19 protein-coding genes are annotated in these 22716 nt (G+C 41.1%); 12 read left to right on the top strand and 7 right to left on the bottom strand.

Annotation, left to right across the window (positions count from 1 at the left end):
* Window position 1: 1 nt before the first annotated feature.
* The gene (locus KN811_RS18295; protein ID WP_187964999.1) at window positions 2–361 is read left to right on the top strand and encodes a DUF3592 domain-containing protein; all 360 of its coding nucleotides are present in this window, start codon (window positions 2–4) and stop codon (window positions 359–361) included.
* Between the two features lie 13 nt (window positions 362–374).
* Here KN811_RS18295 and KN811_RS18290 read toward each other — a convergent pair whose 3' ends face one another.
* The 7 genes from KN811_RS18290 to KN811_RS18260 all read right to left on the bottom strand — a co-directional run bounded on the left by KN811_RS18290 (window position 375) and on the right by KN811_RS18260 (window position 7766).
* A complete protein-coding gene (locus KN811_RS18290) occupies window positions 375–941 on the bottom strand; it encodes a hypothetical protein (protein WP_187964998.1) in 567 nt (188 codons plus the stop codon).
* Between the two features lie 229 nt (window positions 942–1170).
* The gene (locus KN811_RS18285) at window positions 1171–1683 is read right to left on the bottom strand and encodes a hypothetical protein (protein WP_187964997.1); all 513 of its coding nucleotides are present in this window, start codon (window positions 1681–1683) and stop codon (window positions 1171–1173) included.
* Window positions 1680–2882 carry a hypothetical protein gene (locus KN811_RS18280; protein ID WP_187964996.1) on the bottom strand — a complete coding sequence of 401 codons (1203 nt, stop codon included), beginning with the start codon at window positions 2880–2882 and terminating at the stop codon, window positions 1680–1682. The genes KN811_RS18285 and KN811_RS18280 overlap by 4 nt, the downstream gene beginning before the upstream one ends.
* Before the next feature lie 90 nt (window positions 2883–2972).
* Complete coding sequence (locus KN811_RS18275) at window positions 2973–5204, bottom strand: type II secretion system protein GspD (RefSeq protein ID WP_187964995.1); 2232 nt, start codon at window positions 5202–5204, stop codon at window positions 2973–2975.
* 12 nt (window positions 5205–5216) lie between these two features.
* Window positions 5217–6629 (bottom strand): GspE/PulE family protein, encoded by a 1413-nt coding sequence (locus KN811_RS18270; protein WP_187964994.1) that lies wholly within the window; start codon window positions 6627–6629, stop codon window positions 5217–5219.
* Window positions 6630–6633: 4 nt separating this feature from the next.
* The gene (locus KN811_RS18265) at window positions 6634–7188 is read right to left on the bottom strand and encodes a hypothetical protein (RefSeq protein WP_216334945.1); all 555 of its coding nucleotides are present in this window, start codon (window positions 7186–7188) and stop codon (window positions 6634–6636) included.
* Between the two features lie 164 nt (window positions 7189–7352).
* Window positions 7353–7766, bottom strand: a complete 414-nt coding sequence (locus tag KN811_RS18260; RefSeq protein WP_187964991.1) for a type IV pilin-like G/H family protein — start codon at window positions 7764–7766, stop codon at window positions 7353–7355.
* Between the two features lie 537 nt (window positions 7767–8303).
* Between KN811_RS18260 and KN811_RS18255 the strand changes: the two genes are divergently transcribed.
* The 11 genes from KN811_RS18255 to KN811_RS18205 all read left to right on the top strand — a co-directional run bounded on the left by KN811_RS18255 (window position 8304) and on the right by KN811_RS18205 (window position 22595).
* Window positions 8304–9302 carry a hypothetical protein gene (locus KN811_RS18255; RefSeq protein WP_187964990.1) on the top strand — a complete coding sequence of 333 codons (999 nt, stop codon included), beginning with the start codon at window positions 8304–8306 and terminating at the stop codon, window positions 9300–9302.
* On the top strand, window positions 9299–10186 hold the full coding sequence (locus KN811_RS18250) for a hypothetical protein (RefSeq protein ID WP_187964989.1): 888 nt from the start codon (window positions 9299–9301) through the stop codon (window positions 10184–10186). Before KN811_RS18255 ends, KN811_RS18250 begins: the two co-directional genes overlap by 4 nt.
* A complete protein-coding gene (locus KN811_RS18245) occupies window positions 10187–10705 on the top strand; it encodes a hypothetical protein (RefSeq protein ID WP_187964988.1) in 519 nt (172 codons plus the stop codon).
* A 139-nt stretch (window positions 10706–10844) separates the two neighbouring features.
* Window positions 10845–11060, top strand: a complete 216-nt coding sequence (locus tag KN811_RS18240; RefSeq protein ID WP_187964987.1) for a hypothetical protein — start codon at window positions 10845–10847, stop codon at window positions 11058–11060.
* 1 nt (window position 11061) lies between these two features.
* Window positions 11062–14433, top strand: a complete 3372-nt coding sequence (locus tag KN811_RS18235; protein WP_187964986.1) for a hypothetical protein — start codon at window positions 11062–11064, stop codon at window positions 14431–14433.
* A gap of 853 nt (window positions 14434–15286) precedes the next feature.
* On the top strand, window positions 15287–19258 hold the full coding sequence (locus KN811_RS18230) for a DUF6443 domain-containing protein (RefSeq protein WP_187964985.1): 3972 nt from the start codon (window positions 15287–15289) through the stop codon (window positions 19256–19258).
* A 1-nt stretch (window position 19259) separates the two neighbouring features.
* Window positions 19260–19706, top strand: coding sequence for a hypothetical protein (locus tag KN811_RS18225; RefSeq protein ID WP_187964984.1), 447 nt, complete (start codon window positions 19260–19262; stop codon window positions 19704–19706).
* A 72-nt stretch (window positions 19707–19778) separates the two neighbouring features.
* A complete protein-coding gene (locus KN811_RS18220) occupies window positions 19779–20399 on the top strand; it encodes a hypothetical protein (RefSeq protein ID WP_187964983.1) in 621 nt (206 codons plus the stop codon).
* A 5-nt stretch (window positions 20400–20404) separates the two neighbouring features.
* The gene (locus KN811_RS18215; protein ID WP_187964982.1) at window positions 20405–20857 is read left to right on the top strand and encodes a hypothetical protein; all 453 of its coding nucleotides are present in this window, start codon (window positions 20405–20407) and stop codon (window positions 20855–20857) included.
* A 380-nt stretch (window positions 20858–21237) separates the two neighbouring features.
* The gene (locus tag KN811_RS18210; RefSeq protein ID WP_187964981.1) at window positions 21238–22317 is read left to right on the top strand and encodes a hypothetical protein; all 1080 of its coding nucleotides are present in this window, start codon (window positions 21238–21240) and stop codon (window positions 22315–22317) included.
* On the top strand, window positions 22314–22595 hold the full coding sequence (locus tag KN811_RS18205) for a hypothetical protein (protein ID WP_187964980.1): 282 nt from the start codon (window positions 22314–22316) through the stop codon (window positions 22593–22595). The genes KN811_RS18210 and KN811_RS18205 overlap by 4 nt, the downstream gene beginning before the upstream one ends.
* The last annotated feature ends 121 nt before the right edge of the window (window positions 22596–22716 follow it).

The raw sequence follows: 22716 nt of genomic DNA, 5'->3' as shown, positions 1-22716 counted from the left end.
TATGAAGGATAAATTAGGGCATATTGCGCTTACAATAATTGCACTAACCGTAATTTTAGGAGTGTTTTATCAATACTATCAACAGAAAAATATTATTAAATATAAGCAGGAGACAATTGGAACTGTTGTAGAGTTTCAAAATCATTCTGCTGGTAGGTCTGGTATACTGTATGAATATGTTGTGAATGGGAAAAAATATACTGGTCAAGTAGGGATTAACAAGTTTAAATGCGGGAATGGTAAATGGGGATGTGTAGGAGAAAAATTTAAAGTATATTATTCCTCAAAGAATCCTAAATACAGTAAAATAGACTTAGGTAAATATGAAAAATATAAAGCAACAGTAGAATTTGTAAAATAATATAAAAAATAAGTTATTTTAAATTTTTTGGAGGACTTGGCGGAGGTGGAGGGATAAATCCATATTCATTATAAATAATTTTAGTTTCTTTTACATAATTTTCAAATTGAGATAACCACCAGTTTTGTATTTTATATTCAATTGTTATAAGATCAGTATCTTTAAAAACAACAAGTTTTTTATGAAAATCGTATTCTACTATAGTTTTTAATACAAAATAGTATTCACCTCTTTCAAAATCTTCGCCAGATCTTTTGGGAAGAATTTTAAAAGCAGGTATAATCAACAATAGTTGGTTTGAAACATTTGTAGTTTTAAAATGAGGAACTGAATATGTTGACTTGTTTTTGTTATTTAAAGAAATATCAGGATTGTTTAAAATATTTTTCAGATCGTTAACATTCTGTAATTTATCTATTTGAAGTTTTTTATTTAATTGCTCGAAATTAGAAAATTGAATAGCATTAATGATTTCGTGGGTACTATTTAAGATTTGTTCGAATTCAGCTTGTGTAATTTTTTGACCTCTTAATAAAGTTGAGAAAAATAAAATGAACCCTATAACAAAAAAGTTTTTCATACTATAAGTATGTTTTGATTTAATGCGAGCAATTTTTTTAAAAGAACCTGAATAGGTAATAGATTATATTATACAAAGGTACACTTAGGCGCTTTCAGAAGTAAGTTAATTTCCCAAAAAATAAACAACGAACTCAGGTGAAAAAGGGTACGTTCATCGCGGACTATGGATTTATTTTTCTTTAGGGAGCCTTACAGTAACGCCGGGCAAGAAATCATAGAGAAAACATTCAATCAAAATTCCGGATCAGAAGTTGCGCCTGCAGGTATTCCTTTCCGGTACGGAAATTTTTCTTTTTCTCCAGGTAGAAGTTAACGACTTCTCCATACCCCGTTTGCTGCTCAAGGCGGTACACAAAAGCCAGGATATCGTTAAAGCCACCTTCTACGGTAAGGTTATAGGTGTGTACCTGTAACCCGTCCTTTTCAAAAATATGGGGTTCATTAAAAGCAATGACTTTCAACTTAAGCTCTTCGGCATTTTGGTTGACCGCTTTCAGCAGGTTATGCTGCATGGAAGTCCCCCCGATCTTGAATTTACGGAGCAGGGAATCGTAATAGGCGTTTTTTTCGTTCAGTACGGACAGTTGCCTGGGAATGTTGTTAAAAAGCGCTTCTTCGGCTTTTAATGCGCTATATTCTTCTTTGGTCCGGATGGTGTTGGAGATGGCCAGCACATAACACAATATAAGTGCCAGGATAAATCCTGCTACGGCAGCGATATTTTTGTTTCTGGCTGTCATTGGTCCGTTTTTAGGGTTAACAGTATGGAAAAAGCCGAACCGGAAGATGCGGAACCGTATTCCAGTATCGAAACACTTTCTGTCCATTTATAAGTCTCCAGGGCCTCTACCCATTCGGAGAAAAGCCGGCTGTCTGCAGACTCCCCGGAAACCATGATCCGGTCCTCTTCCAAAAGGATCTCTTCGCCTTCCCTGATCTGTTTTTGCAGCGGTTGATATAGAATTTCCCTGAGTAAAATGGAAGGTGGCAGTTTGGTTATGATACGATCGGTATAAAAGGAGCTCCTGGAGCCTGAAGTGGCCTGAATGTCGTTAATGATATTTTCTTTCCGCATCACTTCATCCTTGAGTTCCATAAAATTTTGTTTGTTGAGGCGGTTCACCTCCGAGGCTTGTTTCAGATCTTCGGTCTTTCCGAAATAATAATTAAATACCATAAAGTTGACCAGCAGCAAAACAAGCAAAAAGGCAAGGCCCCCTCTTACAAAAAGCCGGAAGAAACGCCTGTGATAAAATTCGCTGCGAAAAGAAGCATTTTTAGCCTTAAAGTTGGATGTAGTGGCATTACTTCCCGTGATTAACCCCAGCACCCCCGAAAATCCCGGAAGGTGAATTCCCGGGATCTCCAGGCCGTTGATACTGTATGTTTTTTCCGGAAGGTTTTCTTCTTTGCGGATACCTTCCAGATTATGATCCCGAAATGTCACTACAGTGTTGGAGGTCATCATTTCCCCGTCTTCGGCAAAGCCGGAAAGAACGTGTATTTGTAGTGCGCCCAGGGAAAACCCGGAAGGATTTATTTTCTGGTTTGTAAGTTCCGAAAGTATGTTATCCACGTATTCTTTGCGACATATCGCGATAAAAGCATGTGTTCCCGACCTGGCGACCTCATAATAAAAATCTTCCATTTTGAGGTTGGGAAACGCCCTGTTTACCATAGCGGTTTCATCTCCTTCTACCGCTTTTTGTACCCTGCTAAGTACATGGCCCGTATTGATAAGGACAAAAAGAGGGCTGCTTCCGGAGATCTTTTCTGCCAGGACATCCGGATTCCGTTCGCTGCTTTCGGTGATGCTGATCTCGTCTTTATGCCGCTTTACCGAGGTAAAAAGCCATTGCGATTCACCGGATCTTTCGGTAAGTTCCAGGGCGTGAAACGTATGTCCTTCCTTAAGATATGTAAGTGCTTTTCGGATCATGTGCTATTTACTTCGTACCCTTCGGCCTTGGTTTATCCTGAGTTTACCGAAGGGCTCAGGGCATCGATTCTAACTTTGTACCTCGTACTTTTAATAGATCACCGTGGGTTTGATCAGCACGGTCAGCTTCTTCTTGGAATCTTCCCGTTTTCTGCTGCTGAACAACCATTTTATGATGGGGATCCTGGACAGCAGGGGGACCCCGCTGCCCGAATCGTTTTTCACCTTTTCTTCCAGCCCTCCCAAAACCACCAGGTCCTGGTCCTGTACCCGGATGATGGAGCTGAATTCTCTTGAGGTAAGCCCGGGAGGGGCATCCTCTTCAATGCGTTCCCCGCTGAAATCGGATTGAATAACATTGATATCCAGGGTAATCTGCCCGTCACCGGACACCAGGGGTTTAATACTTACGGCCAGTTCGGCGTCAATAGGCATATAATTGCGTATCTCCGAAGACTGTGGGATCTGGGAACCGTAGTAGTTCTGGTTGGTCACTACATAATAGGTGGTTTCCCCGATAGATAAATGGGCCCGGTGGCCGTTTAATGTAGATAGTTTGGGCGTGGACCTTATTTTTACATTGCCATTGGCTTCCATGGCTTTGATTGTGGCAAAGAATTCCGGGACCACTTTCCCCACATTGAGCGAACCAAAACCGTCAAACCCGCCAATGACCCGGTTTACGGTCTCGGCCCCCAGGGTAATATCGGTGTTGGGGAAAATTCCGCCCTGGGTTTTGACAGGCTTTTCTCCGATACCCCAGCTGATGCCGGTTTCCACGGTGGCCGACCGGCTTACTTCCAGGAGCATGACTTCTATAAGGATAACCGGTACGGGTTTGTCGATCTGTTTGATAAAGGATTTAAAACGGTTGATATTTGCAGCAGGGCCACTGACCAGAAAACTGTTCAGCTCCGAATCGATCCTGATGTCCAGGTCTGCAATAACCTCTTCCGGTAAGATATTGACCAGGGCTTCTGCTTTACTGTCATGGGAACTGAAGCTCTCAGAACGGGTATTCAGTGAAGAATTGGAACGATTGTTAAACCCCGTATTCCTGTTGTTATAGTTGGATGAGGTATTATTGCCATACATACCCTGCCCTCCCATATAGTTTATACCTCCGGGGACCGTTCTTCCTGAAGTTCTTGCAGAGCCGGCGTTACCTGACGGATCACCGAGGAGTTCCACCGACCTGTGCATCATTCGTACGATCTCGACGTTGCGAACACTAAGCTGGTTAGCCATGCCGAAAAAATAAATGCCTTCTTCTTTTTTATAGGTAAAGTGGTTTCCCGATGAAGATGAGGTATTTTGCGGAGGAATATTATTAGCGTTGTTGCCGGGGTTTCTACCCGAATTTCCCGGGGAGGCTGTCTGACCGTTCTCAAATATTTTTTCGAGCAATTCATCAAAAGTGATCTGTTTGGCCTTAAAGGTCACACTCCCCGCATTTTCCAGCGGAGAAGCCGTATACATGTCCAGCTTCAGGTCGTAGCCAATCTCATTGATAATATTGGCTATGGGAGTATTGTTGAAATCCACTTTCAGCGTCATGGAAGCAGTGTCCAGAATTTCATAATAAAAATTGGCTCCTCTCGGTGCCCGTACGGGCCTGCTCTGCTGAGGGGGAATATTTCCCGCTATTTCCCCGTCCGGTCCCGGCTGAACATGGTCCCGGTCAAAGAGGTAAAAACCGTCCCTGGATTTGGAGTAGATCAGGTTATTGGTCGTAGCCAGGTTTTCCATGGCCTTGTCAAATTCCACATCCTTGAGGTACATTCTGAGCGGGGTGTTTTCCAGTTCGGAGCTATACAGCAGGTTGTGCCCGGATATGTCAATGATCTTGCGAAATACCTTTCCCAGCGGATCGTTGTCCAGGTCCATGGAGATGAGGTTATTGGCCGGGTCGTAGTTGACACGGACCTCTTTTTCTACCGGGGGCTCTTCCGGGTAGATGTATTTATGAATGGAAAGAATATTCCCCGTAAAATCAATATCCAGCTCGTATTCTTTACATAAAAATACCAACAGGTCTGCCACCGTAACATCCGAAAAATTGTTGACAATAGTGGTGTTCTGCAATTCCGGGGCCACATTTATATTGACCTTGTGCACCCTGGAGACCGCCATAAGGAAGCCGGACAGGGAAACATTGTTGACATTGATATCTGTTTTAAAATTTTCGGCCAGCCCGGGGTTGTCCACAGAGAGGGCTTCCAGGTGATTGCGGATGCTCTCAATACGTGCCGTATTTTTATCCTGGGCCAGGAGCGAGGTTGCGATACATAAAAACAGAAACAGCGTAATTTTTTTTGCCATACGATATCGTTATCAGTCCATGAGCAGGGCATACACCTCTTCCACGGAAGTGATCCCGTCCCGTACGAGTTGTATGGCATTGCTCTTTAAGGTGTTAATATTATTTTCCTTGAGGTAGGTTTCAATGTCCAGGGTATTGTTTTTAATATGCTGAGCCAATGCAGCCGTAATAGGGACGATCTCATAGACGGCTTTTCTCCCGCTGTAACCGGTATGGTAACACGTATTACATCCTACGGCCCTGAAATGAAAGGTCAGGTTTTCCGGGACCCGGAAGTTTTCCGGGAATATACTCTTGTCTACAGGGGCTTCCTCCTTGCAATGCGGGCACAGTTTTCGCACCAGGCGCTGGGCGACACTGACATTGAGCGTGCTGGCGATCAGAAAGGAAGGGACCCCCATATCTACCAGCCGGGAGACCGTGGCCCATGCCGAGTTGGTATGAATGGTGGAAAGTACCAGGTGACCGGTAAGCGCCGCCCGGATGGCCATATTGGCCGTTTTTACGTCGCGGATCTCTCCTACCATGATCACATCGGGATCCTGCCGGAGAAAGGTACGCATGGCCGAAGCAAAGTCCAGCCCGATCTTTTCCCTGAGCTGTACCTGGTTTACTCCTTCCAGGGTATATTCAATAGGATCCTCGATAGTGAGGATATTGGTCCTGGGATCGTTGAGAAGCTTCAGGGTGGCATAGAGTGTGGTTGTTTTCCCGGAGCCGGTTGGCCCTGAGATGAGGATAATGCCGTTGGGCTTTTTAATATTCTCCATAAACATCTTCAACTCCCGCCCGGTAAATCCGAGCCCGCTCAGTTCAAACCTGCTCGCATCCTTGCTGAGGATACGCAATACGATCTTTTCCCCGTGAAGTGTTGGTAAGGAAGATACCCGGATATCGAATTCGTCTGTGTCGGAGGTCATGGTGATCCGTCCGTCCTGCGGTAGTCTTTTTTCACTGATATCCAGATTGGCCCGGATCTTTATTTTGTTGATGATCACCGGGTATTCCCTGATGGGAATATGAAACTGTTCTATGAGCTTCCCGTCCAGGCGGTAGCGAACCCTGCAATTTTCTTCATAGGGTTCGAAGTGAATATCGCTGCTTCCGATCTCCTTGGCCGTGATGAGTATTTTTTCGAGGAAATCAGGGGTATAATGAAGGCTTCCTCCCGATTTTTGCTCTGCTTTCCTGTAGTTGGCCGTCAGGTACCGGTCTATGTGTTCCGTGGTATCTTCCAGGAGTTGAACCTGGCTTCCCAGGATGACCTGCAGTTCCTCCCTGAGTTGTGATAGGTCACTTTCATCCGTTTTAAAGGTAATATGCCCATTCTGTTTTTCCACAGGGACTATCCGGTAATGAAAGGCCTGGTCTGAACTGATAAGTTGTTGCAGGCGGGTTTCTATATGATACGATTTTATATCCATAAGCTCACATCAAATATAGAGAAGGGAAATTAGAAAAAGCAGAGACACTCAAAATTAACGCAAAAAACAGTGACATATAGCCGGCTAACGGAACACTTTTCTTTAAATGCTTGTTTGTATTCATTTTCTCATCCGTAAATGTATATGTATTTTCTATACCAGGGAGAGCAGGGCTTTGTGTTTTTTGTTTAAACAAGAGATGCAACACCAGGGCGAACAAAACGGAAAATACAAACAGAATGGCAAATGTAACAGTGGGGAATCCCACACCCACGGCAACAAAAAACCACAGGTCGCCAATGCCAAAACTGGTATTGATAAAACGCTTTTTTAGCTTCAAGGTGGTATAAAGGTAAAGTATGAGTAAAATGACGGCGATAAACATCATGTTGATCCCGCAGGATATTAAAAATACATACCGGTCCGTATGCAGGAAATGTAACGTGCCAAACAGCGATGCCGCTAGCGGGAATAAAAACGCAGAGACCATCCGCGACCTGTAGTCCTGGTAAAAGATCGCGGCAAGCGTAGCAATAAGAATTAATTTGATAAAAAGCATCGTAAATATACCTTAAGCGGAACGAATGCAGTCCCGTGTGCATTTTTTGTCAGGATATCCCATTTTTTCAAAATCCGGGGAAGGGGGAAGTAGTGGCTTTGAAAAATAAAATTTAGGGATATACTGCTTTTGTATATAATTCCTTTCAGGTTAACCCCTGAAACCTAATCTTTGACGGTTTGTTTGGGGACACCGTTCTCGTCGATTTCCCAGACGTTAAAAACCCCGTTACCGTTAAAATCAGTAATTGCTTCAGCCCTGGCTTTAAAGGTGGAGTTCGTGGCCTCTATGATCTCGTATTTATAATTGGCAGTACCATTGTTATTGACTGTTTTCGGCGGCTCAAAATCCAGTTCGTTAAAATCGGTTGTGAATTTGGAGTACATATACCTGTAGGTGGTCTGTGCGTTGTAGAGGGCTTTCAGCTGGGTTTGCGCTTCCACACTTTTGGCTTTGGTGATAAGTGGCATCAGGTTGGGCAGGGCTATAAGCAATAAAATACCGATAATAGCCAGAACGATCAACATTTCCTGGAGATTAAAAGCGGGGATCTTTCTGGTTAGCCTGGATGCATGCATAACAACAAAAGTGTTTTGGGTTAAAAATACTAAAATTTATATAGCACAGCCTATGAAGAAACTGAAAAATCGGCAGTAGTAGTCCAGATTTATAAATGCAGGGTGTTATTTAAGGAAGTTTTGACCAGTATGAACCATTGGGTGATTTTAAAAATGATGTAATTTTCATGTTTATTAAATTACTGTTTTTCAGTTATTTAATTCTTGTGTTGATGTAGTGGTTTTCGGAAAAGTAATATTTACGATTTATAAATATAGAGTACAAGTTTTTGTTTTTGCTTTAATTTTTCTATAATATTACTATGACTTTTTAATCAAAAAATAATCTTAACCTTTGATCCCTTGCAGGGAAAAGCAACCGCACTCAATTATTTAAGTTCCAAAAGCCTATGAAGTGAAAATTACCTCTTTCCCCCTTAGAGCTGTATAGCCCCGAAAACACAAACTTACTTCTACCGATACGATATGACTTTCCGGGCATTCCGGGAGGGCCAGGCTGTTATGTCCTGACTAAAAACATTTAAAACCATTGACCTAATGAAGAAAATTACATTGTTGTTATTGTTTTTCGGGGTATTGGCGTCTTATGCCCAGGTTATTACCACCAACCGAAATCCTGTAGGGCTGGAACACAATCTTTTATTTAATGCCCGGGACCGTTATATGGTGACACAGACCGGAAGTGCTTCTCTTGATCTCAATATGTTATTTGACGGGAGATTTGCACCTTCATACACTGCTGCTCCTCTTCAAATGTCAGACCCTACGGTTATACTTATAGAAGGATTACCTCCGACACACACCCAGCAGGGAGGGTGGATAGGATGGTCTACACGTTACTGGAACGCCAATAGGTTTAAGATCGAGGGATATGATACCCACAATACGGCTAACACCTGGCGGATTATTGCCGATTATTCCGGTATGGATTATTCCGGTTATAAATTCCTGGTCAAGATCCCTGTCCCAGGTAGGTATACCAAACTGCGTTTTACCTTTTACACAGCAACCGGAAACAATGGAAGATTAGGGGTTTCGGAGTTGTATTTTATTCATCCGGAAGCGACAATTCCTTATGCCGGACTGTATCAGCAGGTATCTGCCAATTCCTGGCAATCGGGGAGCAGCAAACTATATTACGAAAAGGGTAATGTAGGTATAGGGACGGCCAATCCCGACACTAAGCTGGCCGTAAACGGAACGGTACACAGTAAAGAGGTCAAAGTGGACCTGGATGGGTGGAGCGACTTCGTTTTTGAACAAGGATATGACCTGCCTACTCTGGAAGAGGTGGAACAGCATATTAAGGAAAAAGGGCATTTAAAAAATATTCCGAGTGCCGGGGAAGTAAAAGAAAACGGGATCCTCCTTGGAGACATGGATGCCAGGTTACTGCGGAAGATCGAGGAGCTGACCTTATATGTCCTTGAATTAAAAAAGGAAAACCAGCTGCAGTATACCAGGATTGACCGTTTAGCAGAAGAAAACAGGAAACAACAAGCAGAAATTGATCAACTTAAAAAGAAAAAAGAATGAAAAGACAAGTACATTTTATGTCCAAAATAGTGATAAACAGGATATTATTGATAGGGCTATTGTTTATTCCCTTTTTAAATGGAAATGCCCAGACGGAAGTCACTAAAAATGTTATCGTAGATGCTGCAGGCTGGAAAAGGGTGGCCACACTGGATGCGTCAGCAGGTCGGGGATACCACGAAATCGTGTTATACACCAGGGGAGGAGCCACAACCCCGAGAGTCGTCAAGATCTCCTGGTTTAAAGGCTGGTCTACCAATTATGGCGGGCTTAATGTCGTTTCACTGAGTAACGGAGGCCTTTGGTCCAAAGCCCGGATCACCTACGATGGTACCCAATCCTATCTCGAAGTCAATTTTACCAAAGATATTCCCGTGTTATCCGTATACCTGAATAAGTCTGCGTGGAACGGAGGGGAAATTATAGGTGGAACATTACCCGACGGAGGAGGCAATGTTGTGGCTTCGGCTACCGTGGGCCGGGTAAATTATGGTGAGGACAATTTCTTCCTGGGGTATAATGGTAATGTAGGTATTGGGACTTCCAGTCCAGATGCAAAACTGGCAGTAAATGGTGTGGTCCACAGCAAGGAAGTTAAAGTAGACCTCAATGGCTGGAGTGATTTTGTGTTTGATGAAGATTATCCCTTACCAACTATAGAAGAAGTAGAACAGCATATTAATGAAAAAGGTCATTTGAAGGATATCCCAAGTGCAAAAGAAGTAAAAGAAAACGGTATTCGTTTGGGAGAGATGGATGCCAAACTGTTACAGAAGATTGAAGAACTCACCTTATATACGATTCAATTACAAAAACAGGTAAAGGGATTAAGAGAACAAAACATAAAACAACAACAGGAAATAGACCAGCTTAAAACACAATAGATGATGAAGAGGTTTACACTCACCTTTTTCTTGATAACAATAACGGTTTCAGTTTCCAGGGGACAGACTGTAGACGCCCAATATTTAAATCCGAAGTTTGGAACAGGGGATCCGCATAAACATCTTCGGTTTGGAACTTCCGGCGAATACTATGCCGGTTTTATGTGGAATAATACTAATGCGGCTTATGGGAACGGGAATGATTTTTCTATATTCATCTATGATAACCGGGACATTAATATTCGTACTGGGACCGGGAACTTTATTGTATTTCCGAGTACCGGAGGAAATGTAGGAATAGGGATTATAAGCCCTCAAAGCAAACTGGATATATACCAAAGGGGAGAAGGAGCCTCTTTGTTAAAATTCGATACCGAACGTCCCTGGGAATTTATACAAACCGGGACTGATGGAACTTCAGGATTGGCTCTAAGATCAATGATTAATAGTAAATCTTTCAGAATACAATCCACCGAAGGTATTAATAATGCGACTTTCTTTACCAGTAACACTGCTTAGGCTAACAAAATTTATTTGTCGCCAGAAGGCGGACAATTGGGTATAGGAACCACTTCTTAGGATTCCGAACTTACTGTGAAAGGCAAAATACACACCTAGGAAGTTAAGGTAGACCTGGCTGGTGCCATAGCTCCGGATTATGTGTTTAAAGAAGACAATAAATTTACGTTCCCTGGAAGAAGTACAAGCTCATATTAAGGAAAAAAGGCATTTGCCGGGGATTCCTTCGGCAAAGGAAATGGAAGAGGAAGGGATTAATCTTAAAGAAATGAATTTGAAATTGTTGGAGAAGGTAGAGGAGTTGACATTATATGTTATTGAGTTGAAAACAGAAATAAAGAAATTAAAAAAATAAAATGAGAAAACTACTATTGAATAACTTATTGTGCTTTTGTTTACCATTTTTTATGACTGCGCAAATAATTGAAAGAATAGATCCTCAAATAACTCCACCCTCTCCAGAAGCTTCAGCGTTATTTAAGTCTACGGAAATTCCTGTTAGTTTGACGACTGGAATTCCTGCTATCAGCATCCCGATATATGAGATTAAATTAAAAGATTATACTTTACCCATCCTGTTAAAGTATAATTCTTCAGGGATAAGAGTAAATGAGATGGCGAGTAGTGTAGGGTTGGGATGGTCATTGGAAGCGGGAGGGATGATATCCAGTTCAGTGGTAGGCCTTCCTGATTTGGATTCTTATGGATATTTAAGCGGTGGATTTTCTTTCCCGGAAGACAGGATGTTGAATCCGGAATTAGTTCATACCGGCGCTGGGACTTACGAACCCAATGAAGATTATATTTTGTGTATGGAATTGATGGGAAATCCTATAGTAAATTCGGATGGGAGTCCTAATCCTTCATCCACAGCATTGGATACACAACCAGATATTTTTTATTACAGTTTTGGAAATAGAAATGGAAAGTTCTTTTTTTCAAGGGACGGAAAAGCTAACCCGGTTCCATTTGAACCTATTGAAATTCAGAACTCCCGATCTTCTTTTACCATTAAAGATGAGAAGGGGAATACTTTTGTTTATGATGTTTCAGAGTTGACTAATACCATTTATGCTGGTTATTCAGGTTATCCCGACTTCGGAGGGGGAGGGTATACAATAAGAAATTATTCGTATTACTTGTCTTCTATAAAAACAACAAGAGGAGAAACCATTACTTTCACATATCGCGATATAGGGTATACCTATCAAAATCCCGTTTCATATGTGAGATATCGGGCCATGTCAAATCAGAATTACGGGTTTCCCGCAAGTTTAGAGACTAGGTTAGAAAGTACTTCCATAGTGCATGAAAAATCCATAAAATCAATTACATCCAGTAATATGGATAGAATTGATTTTATATATGAATCGTGTCCCAGATTGGATCAACCAGCAGCAACTTGGGGCTCGGTTAACCTCACCGGAGGGAATGCCCTGAAAAAGATCCGGATTACCCGGTCTGGCAAAACGGAAGATATTACCCTTAATCACGGATACTTTAACCTGAATGAAGATGGGGACCCTTGTACCAAATCTCCCAGTGCCAATCGTTATCGTTTGAAGTTGAATTCGGTTAAAAGAGATGGGGAGCCGGCACACGTTTTTGAATATTATGGAACTAATAGATTGCCAAACAGGTTAAGCGAATCAGGAGATCATTGGGGGTATTACTCCTCATCGGGAGGGCGCTACTTCAAAGAACCGCAAATAGGTTTTGATACGGGAGGGGAAAGAGATCCCAATTTGGAATATACCAAAGACGGAGTCCTTAAAAAAATTATTTACCCAACCGGAGGGAGTACCGTTTTTGATTATGAACTCAATGAAGCCCGGGATACATTAAAAATTGATAATGATGAAACTGTTCATAGAAGTGCTTCTTTGTATTATGATCCTGAAAGCTCGGTTTCACATAGAACACGTGATTTTACAATTCCCAGCAATGTAGACCCGGCAAGTATGGCTGTAAGATATCAGACCACTCCTCCTCCTGCGGTGGCAGATAAAAGGTTTGATGTGTGGATTACAGGGCCTGATACATTTCTTACTTTCCAATCGCATGACGGAGATTCTGAAATGCAACCACTTAATTTATCTCCGGGAAATTATACACTTCACGTAGAACAGATAGGAGATTTTGATTTAGGGCATATTTTTGTTAGTTGGACCGAAACAACAGTTAACCCGCCGTCTACGGAATACAAAAACGTTAAACTTGGAGGACTACGGATAAAGAGTATTATAGAATATGGAGAAAATGGAAGTGATGAGCCAGCCATGAAAAGAAGTTATCGGTATACTTTACCTGAAAATAATACTATTTCCAGCGGTAAGATATCGAATAAACCAGAGTATTCTTTTAGTTATACCAAACGGAAAAGGGAATTTAATCAGAGTACTCAGTCTGTTGTAGAAAGATCTGCACGTTACTGGGTACAACACTCACAAAGTATCCAACCTCTGATGGGACTTCAAGGGTATCATGTAATGTACTCTCATGTCAGGGAAATCCGGGAAGGTCCGGAGGACATGGGATATACAGATTACAGATTTTCTTTTGTGGGAGATTTAAAATCTTATGTTACTTATCCTGCGACTCCACCAACCAGCTATGACTGGCGAAGGGGATTACTCCGGGAAAAAAATTATTATGAATATAATTCCGAAAAAGAAAAATATATTAAACGAAAAAGGGTAGAAAACAAGTATAAATTTCTTTATACCCCACCGGATTATGTTCAAAATCCTTCGGAATCCGGAGGGCACTATACTCCTCCTGTTCATCCCAATGAAAAACATGCCTTGGGACGGCGTATACAATGTGTTCTGCCAGAAATGGTTGTGACAGCGGGATCGTATTCCAGATGGGCTGCAAGATTTGAAATATCTTCTTATAAACTTATATCCTCGTGGTATTATTTGGAAAAATCAATTGAAGAGAATTTTGATGAGAACGGTGAAAACCCTGTAAATGTTACAATGACAAATTATTTTGATAATGCAAAACACGCACAACTAACTCGTAGGGAAGAAAAAAACAGTAGAGGTAAGACACTTATTTCCAAAACTTTTTATCCTGATGATGTTACTAGCAATTCTTCATTGGATGGAGACAATTTAACCCCTGAGGAATACAATGCCATTAACAAATTAAAAGAGGGTAACTTACATCGTATTGCAGAACCTATACAGGAGGAAACCTGGCAGAATGGCAAAAAACTTTCTACCAGTCGGATAACATATAAGGATTTGGGAAATGAATTGATCGTGCCAGATACGATATTCACCTCTAAGGGAACAACAAAGCTAAAACCCCGTATGGTGTATCACAAATACGATAAATATGGCAACCCTGAAGAACTTTCCTTAATCGGAGCTCCTCATATTGTTTATTTATGGGGTTATAATGGCCGGTATCCTATTGCTAAGATAGAAAATGTAACCTCTTACAGCAATATTCCTCCCGCTTTGATAAGCGCAGCAAAGAATGCTTCCAATAGCGGTATAGAGGAAAATTTAATAGAAGCTTTAAATGATCTTCGGGAAGCCTTACCTAAGGCTCGGGTCACGACTTACACCTATAAACCTTTAATAGGAGTGAGTACCATTACCGATCTGCGAGGTAAAAAGACAACTTACACTTACGATACATTTAACCGCCTGGAATTTATCAAAGACGAAACGAATAGGTTATTGGAAGAATATAAGTATCACTATAAGAATTAACTATGTCACCTTGTAAATTATGAAAAAGTTTAAATTTTATTTCCTGATATATTTTATTCTTATTTCCGGAATATGTTCATTACATGGACAATATAAGTTAGAAGGGACATCTAGTGTAAGTAAGGGCTCGACATATTCATATTATCTCATTGGAGATAATAACACGGATCCGGGAGGATATCCTACTGATATTGTATGGTCAGCTGATGGGGGTACTGTTAATTCTTCGGGAGGAACATCAACTCGGATTACTTGGGACAAGGATATTTACATAAGTTATGCACGTGTGGAATTTTATGTAAACGGGGATGCTTTTGTGGAGATACTACGGGTTGTTGTAAATGGAGCAAAACCTGCGAAGCCTTCAAGTCCACGTGTAAGCGATACGAATTGTGGAAAAGTAAAATTATCCCGGGTTGGATCTCCTCCCAGTGGAGTCACCTGGTATTGGCAGGGAACCAGTCCGGATGGTAAAAGTACAAATTTAGGATCTGGCCTTACCTTTGAGGCTACCAGTTCCGGCACATATTACATTAGGGCTCATAATAGTGGGGGCTGGAGTACTGATTTGGCGTCGGTAAAAGTAACGGTCCCGGATATACCGGCAGTACCTTCTGCCCCCAATATAACCAACACTTGTGAAAAGACTATATTAACAAGAAGCACACCACCCAGTGGGATAACCTGGTACTGGCAAAGCTCTCCGGGAGGGGAGAGCACTTCTAATAATATGACCAGTATAACCCGGACCAGTGGCACAGTATATTACCTAAGGGCAAGGCATAATACCTCGGGTTGCTGGAGTGCTGCACGAACGATTAATTATACGGTAAATAAACTTGCTCCTCCTGGTATGCCAACTATAGTAAAAAGTTGTGAAGAGACAACCCTAACTCGAAGCACACCACCCGGTGGAGTAACGTGGTATTGGCAGAGCAGTTCCGGCGGGACCAGTACTTCGAATTCCTCTGCGAGCATCATTCGGACCAGTGGAACGGTATATTACCTGAGAGCCCGTAACAACAGTTCGGGTTGCTGGAGTGCTGCACGGACTATAAACTATACGATCAATCAAAAACAAACCTGGTATGCAGATTTTGACGGAGATGGTTTCGGGGATTTGTCAGATATGAAGGAATCCTGTACACCGCCGGATAATTATGTGAAAGAGGCCGGGGATAACTGCCCGGATGTATGGGGAGAAGTTAATGGTTGCCTGGATGAAGATTATAAACTTATCGTGTTTAGTAACGAGAACTACATTTATACGCGCAGTTATCAAAAGGGAATGACCAGCCCCGGGGGAATTAAGAAGAATGAGGATGTCCTGGAATCCGTAGTCTATTACGACGGCTTGGGCCGTCCCAAGCAGGAAGTTTCCGTTCGTCAGTCTCCCAGGATGCAGGATGTGGTGCACCATATCGGTTATGATGGCTTTGGTCGGAAGGATAAGGAATATTTACCTTTTGTACTGGGGAGGAAGGGGAATTATGGTACTTTCCGGAATGGGAATATTGCCGATAGTACCGGGGGATATTACCAGTCCCACTATGCCCCCGACTTCCTGGGGATGGATATTTCCGAGGTCAATGCTTACTCCCAAAAGGAGTTTGAAGCTTCGCCTTTAAATCGTGTAAAGAAGCAGGCCGCCCCGGGCAAGGCCTGGAAGCTGAGCAGTGGTCATGAGATTGAATTTGACTATGGGACCAACACTGCTACCGAAGTTAGACGCTATGAGGTGGATCTTACAGTGTTTGAAAGCAATACAGCTATAACCTATATACCCTCATTGGTACTAAATACTGATATTGATAACGGGGATTATAAAGCCGGCAAATTGTATAAAACGATTACCTACGATGAAAACCATAGCGGGACGGGCAAGGACTACAGCACAGAGGAATTCAAGGACAAACAGGGCCGGGTAGTGCTGAAACGGACATATAACAATGCCCAGCGACATGATACGTATTATGTATATGACGCTTACGGCAACCTGACTTATGTGTTACCGCCCAAGGCAGAAGCCCATTCGGCCAAGCCCAATGCTACAAAACTAAAAGAGTTGTGCTACCAATATGTTTATGACGGGAGGAATCGTTTGGTAGAAAAGAAAATTCCCGGCAAGGCCTGGGAGTATATTGTTTACAACAAGCTGGATCAACCGGTGTTGACCCAGGACTCTTTATTAAGATTCGATGATAAATGGCTGTTCACGAAATACGATGCTTTTGGCCGGGTAGCTTATACAGGAGTAAAGAAATATTCAAACGGAAGGAAAGCCTTACAGCATGCTGCCAATAACAAGACCTTTACGCAATACGAGATCCAGGAGCCCACAGCTACCGAATATGCGGAAGTACCCGTATTTTATAGTAATAAAGCCATTCCCAAGACGATGGATGAGCTCCATACGATCAATTATTATGACACCTATGTGGGGACGGCGGGATTGAGTGTTCCTGCTACAATCTACGGCAAGCCCAGGGCCACCAATACCAAGGGGCTAGCTACGGTAAGCAAGGTCAGGGTATTGGGTACGGACCATTGGATCACGAGCATTACGGGATATGATAACAAGGGCAGGGTGATCTATACGGCCAGTAAGAACCCTTACCTGAACACCACGGACATTGTGGAATACAAGCTGGATTTTACCGGTAAAGTATTGGAGAGCAAAACGACCCATACCAAGGGCAGCAATGAACCTATAGTGACCATAGATAAGTTTGAATACGACCATGCGGGGCGTTTGATACGGCAATTACAGTGTATTAACGGGGATTGTGGGGGGAGTACCTCAGGAGAGGACCTGGTGTTGAACAGTGCAGTTACCGGCACAACCGATAAAGTGGCGGGTAAAAGTATTAGGTTAACCCCTGGTTTTCATATTAAGGCTACCAGTAGTGTGAGTTTCAGTGCATCGATCAGCCCATCGGGAGAACTTATTGCGGAGAACATTTATGATGATCTGGGGCAATTAAAGGAAAAGAAGGTGGGGAATACTCCGGGTAAACCTTTACAGACGGTAAAATACACCTACAATGTAAGAGGTTGGTTAAAGGAGATCAATGATGTGGATAACCTGGGGAATAGTTTGTTCGGTTTTCAGATCAACTACAACACCAGTCGCAGTGGGGCAGTTTCTCCTTTGTATAACGGCAATATCGCGGAGACGTATTGGAAGACCAAAAACGACAATACCCTGAGGCGGTATGCTTATACCTATGATGCGTTGAACCGAATTACTTCAGGTTTGTTTAATAATGCAGGAAGTACAGCGAAGAACCATTATACGGTGAAGGACATAGCCTATGACAAGAACGGTAATATTACGGATCTGACCCGGGCAGGCTGGCAGAACAGTGATAGCTATACGGATATGGATGTATTGGACTATCGCTATAACTCTACCAACAGATTATCCAGGGTAATAGATACGGGAAACAAGAGCTATGGTTTTAAAGATGGCACCAATACCAATAATGATTATACCTATGACGCCAATGGCAACTTAACATCGGATGCCAATAAGGGGATCACCGGGATTGCCTACAACCATTTAAACCTGCCAACTAAGGTTACGGTAAACAACCCGGAACATACGGGGAATATTGAGTATATTTACGGGGCGGATGGCGTCAAACTCAAAAAGGTAGCGGTAGACAATGGAAAGACCACGTCTATTGAGTATGCAAATGGTTACATTTACGAAAATGGTTCTTTGGCATTTTTCAGTCATCCGGAGGGGTATGTGACCAAGGAGAACAATACGTTCAAGTATATGTACCAGTATAAAGACCACTTGGGAAACATTCGACTATCCTATGCTAATATGGGTACTACCAGTGCTCCGCAACTGGAAGTCATAGAGGAAAATAACTATTATCCTTTCGGATTAAAACATAGAGGATATAATCCTCAAACATCACCTCTTGGAAACAGTGTAGCTCAAAGATGGAAGTTTAATGGAATAGAATTAGAAGAATCTTTGGGATTGAATTTATATGAGATGGAATTTAGGAATTATGATGCTACAATAGGGAGGTTTATGAATGTTGATCCGTTAGCGGAGGAACGAATCAGTCTTACACCATATAACTTTACACAGAACAATCCTGTTTTAAGGATTGATCCTTTGGGATTATTGGATACATATGGTTTAGAAAAGGATGGAAATGTGGTTTGGTTGGATGCTACTACTTATTATGATGAGAATGGAAATGAGGTGGATAGGTTGTATGCCATAGACGATGATAAAAATATAGTTGAATCAAGTACCGATCAAGAATACGCAACTGCAAAAGTTGACGAAGAATCTGGAAAAAGTTTTTTATCGGAATTGGCCTCTGACAATACTGGAGTAGATTATGGAGTCACTCAAAGTATAAGCGATGCATTTGATGTTTTTAAGTTTGCTGCTGATAATTCGGATGTTGAATGGAGTGTACAAGGTTATCAGTTAGACAACGATGCGCATTCTTATGCTGTACTAACCTCACATGCTGAAAATTATGCAGGTAATGGTTATCATCTTGGATTGTTCGGAGGATATGAGATTGAAAATTTGCTCTTTGATATACATAGTCATCCAAAAACCAAAGGAGCATCAGGATATAAAAGCAAAGGATTCCCCTTTACTGGGGATAAAAATCGTCAATATAATCACAAAGAAGAACTTGATAAAAAAGGGTTGCCTCTTCCTCTTTATTATATCTATCATAAGCCTTCTCGTAATATGTACAGGTACACCCCAACCTATGGAGATAGATTTATCAAGAATATAAAGAAATCAAGTGATTTTTATACAGGAAAATACAAATAAAATGAGGAAATATTTAATTATATTCTTAGTTAGTTTAATGATGGTTAATTGTATGAATGATTGTAATACCATCAGAGAAGATTTAATGATAGAAATAAAAAAATATATTGAATACTGTGAAAAAAGAGCAGACAGCTTGGAAATTGCGACTGAAACCGACATATATTATGTTAACTTTTCAATTAAGGAAGATAAAAAATTTGTGGACATTTTTCAAGAATGTTATTATAATAAAGAGTATATGGATGGATATATAACAATCGAAGAAAATAAAGTTTTCTTTTATAATTCTTTTGACTCTTTAGTTGATGTAAAATGTTTGGATACTGCTGAATTACTTGGTGTCCCAGACGAAAATTCTAAAGCGGCAGAAACAGGTTTTAACCCTGTTGTATGGACGTATTTAGTAAAGAAAGATGAATTGATTAGGATCTATGAAGAGGAATAAAACCATGACATAAAATGTTGTTAATACCCCGTTGCGGTTTTAGACGACCCTATTTATAACAAAAAAGGTGATTTGATAGGTGATGACGGAAAAACTGACGGAAAAATACACATAGTTATAGATAGAAAACAAGCAAAGTCCATAGAAAAGCAAACTGAAGCTGGAAATACAGCAATTGATTTATCAAGTGTAGATAAAGTCACCCTTAATGGAGGTGAAGAAACGGTTGGGGGCGTAATTACCTCTGTTGATGCACAAAGTAAAGATACTTCTAAGGGAGCAGGAGATGCAGGCTTACACGAAGAAGGCGGACACACAGAAATAGATGCTAATGGTAAAGTCACGGCGGTTGCTTGGGACTCTGGCGCAAAAAAGACAGGTACTAACAATGCTTCGATTACCCTATTTAATGGGGTCTCTAAACCTAATGCAAGTGAGTTGGCAGACTACTGGCACGTACATACAAGTGGAGAAGTAAAAGGAACTGACCCTACAACAGGACAGCCCACAACAACAAGTGCAAAGAGAGGGACTTCTCCTGCTGATGTGAAATATCAAAAAGGAATGGAAAGTGCAGGATATAGTGCGACAGCCATTCAAGTTGATACACGTGGCACAGATAGGGTAAACTTCTATACTGGTTCGGGAAGTGTTACGTCTATTAAATATAAAGCGTTTAAAAAATTAAAATAATGATTATGAAAAATGCTTTGTTGCAAATAATAGCACTTTTGGCGTCATTTAAGATATTGGCGCAAAATGATGAGATAAAGATTAAAACAACTCTCTACATAAACAATGAGCCTGTCAACGGTGTGCAATACTACTTTATCAAGAACGATGGCAAGGCTTATTTGCTTCCGACAGAGAATGGTAGAATAATATTAAAAGATACTCTGACAACAGAAGGAATCCCTTTAATGGCAATAAAAGGAAAGCATAGGATTGTTTTTCCAGTTTATTATTATAGGGAATCAGATTACATAAAAATTTACTATGACAATAGAATTTTTGGCAACAAGACAAAGAAGAATTTGGGTATTAGTAGATGGCGATATTTATTCCGTAAAGAATATTACGTAAATATTGAAGGTTTTGATGATATTATAACCGTATTTAAGCCTGAAAAGGAATATGAGCTAATAAAATAAGCGTTATAGTAAAACCTCCCACTGGCGCTCGTTTGAGCAAAGCGATAACGAGTGCCTGTTTTCTGAGCGTTTGTAACGCCTGGTAGCTCTCTCCTGACTAATTTTGGAACCAACAAAATGATTATATTTGCGTTGTTTTTGGGAACCAATTTAAAGAAGGTTTTGTTCCTTATTTATAGGCTTTTTGACCATGGAAAGCTCACTGAAATTTCCTATTTTTACTTCACAGGTTTTAGGTTCAACAAAATACAGGTGTATGCATAGAATATTCTACTCTCTTTTCCTTATCGTAGTATTAACAGGCTGTAAAAGCGTTTCCGTCAATAACCAGTTTCAAAGGACAACAACAGAGCCTTTAGAGATTGGGATAATCGGCCTGCATGAAGACCACTACCACGGAGTATGCAGGGAATTATATCTATGAGAACAGCCAACTCAAACTGTTCTTTATTCCTGAAGGTTATGTAGAGCCCGATGATAATGGAGAGGGTGTGGTAGGAGCTTCGGAGATCAGAAGGGAACAGAACTACTATCCTTTTGGATTAGAACACCGGGGATATAATGGAGTTATGTCCGGGGTAAAAAACAATCTGAAAACCTACCAGGGACAGGAATTTACTGAAGACTTAGGCTTAAATACTCATGAATGGGAATACCGTATGAGTGATCCGGCCATAGGTAGGTTTTGGCAAATAGACCCATTGGCCGAGGATTATGTTTATAACTCAACGTATGCCTTTCAGGAAAACAAGCTAGGTATAGGAATTGAACTTGAAGGGTTAGAGGTAAGTAGGCATGAATGGTTAGACAAGAACGGTCAGAACAATATAAGATATGATGCCCAAATTAAAGTTTTAAATAGTTCAAACGCTTCAATAGACAAAGTAATAGACTATGCTAATAATATTGCCGGTCAAATAGAAAATGATTTTAGTGGTACGGACAGTGATGGTAATAAGGTAAGTACATCCGTATCCTTAGAATTTTTAGCAGAAGCAGACCCCGAAAATGACTTCTTTATAGAATTTACAGACCAAGTTATTAAGCCGGAAACGGGCAAGCCAACTTCCGCTGAAGGCCGTACAGATGTTATTGGAGATGCAGAAGTAAACAGAATGCAAATTTTGATACCAGGTAAATCAGGGGCGTCCTACGGAGAACCCGTAACTGAAGGTAGATTGCCATTTACTGGGGCACATGAATTTGGACATACGGTCGGGTTAAAACACCAAGTCGAAAGTTCGACTAAATCACCAAGAGGTCTTACTGTGGGACCTAATAATCTAATGAGACGTTCGAATAGTGAGAATAGACAAAGAGGGGGAATTAATGGAGGGCAGTTATCCATATTACAGAATACAGTCAATACCCCGTCTATAGTCGATTTTAAACGTCAAATAAGGCTCTCGAAACAGAGACTTAAAAATACTATGAACAAAATATTAAACCCAAAACTATGATTATTTTAAAGTCAGTATTGAAAAAAGGTCTCTTAGTTTTAGTGGGAGTAATCATATTGGTGTGTTGCAAGGAAAAAAAGAAAACCATTAAAGATTCCATACAACAAAGTTCTATTGATTCAGTGCTTTATGATTTAGAGATTGAAAAATCGAATTGTACAGACAACAAAAAGGATATTGCTGTCCTGCTTTTTGAAGATGGGTTTGATGGAGATTTAGTAGAGGTCTATTTAAATGGAGATAAAGTTTTTTCTGAGAAGATTTATACGGATCTGTAAGCTTCCCTAAAAACTGAACTGTTTAAAATTATAAAAATGATTAATTTTAAACCTCAGTTCAAAAAATGAAAAAGAGTAAATTTTCACCCCAGCAAATCGCCAGGATTTTAAAAGAGTTTGA

Origin of the sequence: Sinomicrobium weinanense (genome assembly GCF_018863395.1) — a bacterium.
Classification (GTDB): Bacteria; Bacteroidota; Bacteroidia; order Flavobacteriales; family Flavobacteriaceae; genus Sinomicrobium; species Sinomicrobium weinanense.
This window is presented reverse-complemented; position numbering and strand designations above follow the sequence as displayed.

Bases quoted from the DNA above. Each gene is read 5' to 3' on its own strand.
- KN811_RS18205 (WP_187964980.1), top strand. From the start codon at position 22,314: ATGATTATTTTAAAGTCAGTATTGAAAAAAGGTCTCTTAGTTTTAGTG.
- KN811_RS18245 (WP_187964988.1), top strand. From the start codon at position 10,187: ATGATGAAGAGGTTTACACTCACCTTTTTCTTGATAACAATAACGGTT.
- KN811_RS18225 (WP_187964984.1), top strand. From the start codon at position 19,260: ATGAGGAAATATTTAATTATATTCTTAGTTAGTTTAATGATGGTTAAT.
- KN811_RS18255 (WP_187964990.1), top strand. From the start codon at position 8,304: ATGAAGAAAATTACATTGTTGTTATTGTTTTTCGGGGTATTGGCGTCT.
- KN811_RS18290 (WP_187964998.1), bottom strand. From the start codon at position 941: ATGAAAAACTTTTTTGTTATAGGGTTCATTTTATTTTTCTCAACTTTA.
- KN811_RS18280 (WP_187964996.1), bottom strand. From the start codon at position 2,882: ATGATCCGAAAAGCACTTACATATCTTAAGGAAGGACATACGTTTCAC.
- KN811_RS18270 (WP_187964994.1), bottom strand. From the start codon at position 6,629: ATGGATATAAAATCGTATCATATAGAAACCCGCCTGCAACAACTTATC.
- KN811_RS18260 (WP_187964991.1), bottom strand. From the start codon at position 7,766: ATGCATGCATCCAGGCTAACCAGAAAGATCCCCGCTTTTAATCTCCAG.
- KN811_RS18295 (WP_187964999.1), top strand. From the start codon at position 2: ATGAAGGATAAATTAGGGCATATTGCGCTTACAATAATTGCACTAACC.
- KN811_RS18240 (WP_187964987.1), top strand. From the start codon at position 10,845: ATGTGTTTAAAGAAGACAATAAATTTACGTTCCCTGGAAGAAGTACAA.
- KN811_RS18285 (WP_187964997.1), bottom strand. From the start codon at position 1,683: ATGACAGCCAGAAACAAAAATATCGCTGCCGTAGCAGGATTTATCCTG.
- KN811_RS18250 (WP_187964989.1), top strand. From the start codon at position 9,299: ATGAAAAGACAAGTACATTTTATGTCCAAAATAGTGATAAACAGGATA.
- KN811_RS18275 (WP_187964995.1), bottom strand. From the start codon at position 5,204: ATGGCAAAAAAAATTACGCTGTTTCTGTTTTTATGTATCGCAACCTCG.
- KN811_RS18210 (WP_187964981.1), top strand. From the start codon at position 21,238: ATGAAGACCACTACCACGGAGTATGCAGGGAATTATATCTATGAGAAC.
- KN811_RS18235 (WP_187964986.1), top strand. From the start codon at position 11,062: ATGAGAAAACTACTATTGAATAACTTATTGTGCTTTTGTTTACCATTT.
- KN811_RS18215 (WP_187964982.1), top strand. From the start codon at position 20,405: ATGAAAAATGCTTTGTTGCAAATAATAGCACTTTTGGCGTCATTTAAG.
- KN811_RS18230 (WP_187964985.1), top strand. From the start codon at position 15,287: ATGCCAACTATAGTAAAAAGTTGTGAAGAGACAACCCTAACTCGAAGC.
- KN811_RS18265 (WP_216334945.1), bottom strand. From the start codon at position 7,188: ATGCTTTTTATCAAATTAATTCTTATTGCTACGCTTGCCGCGATCTTT.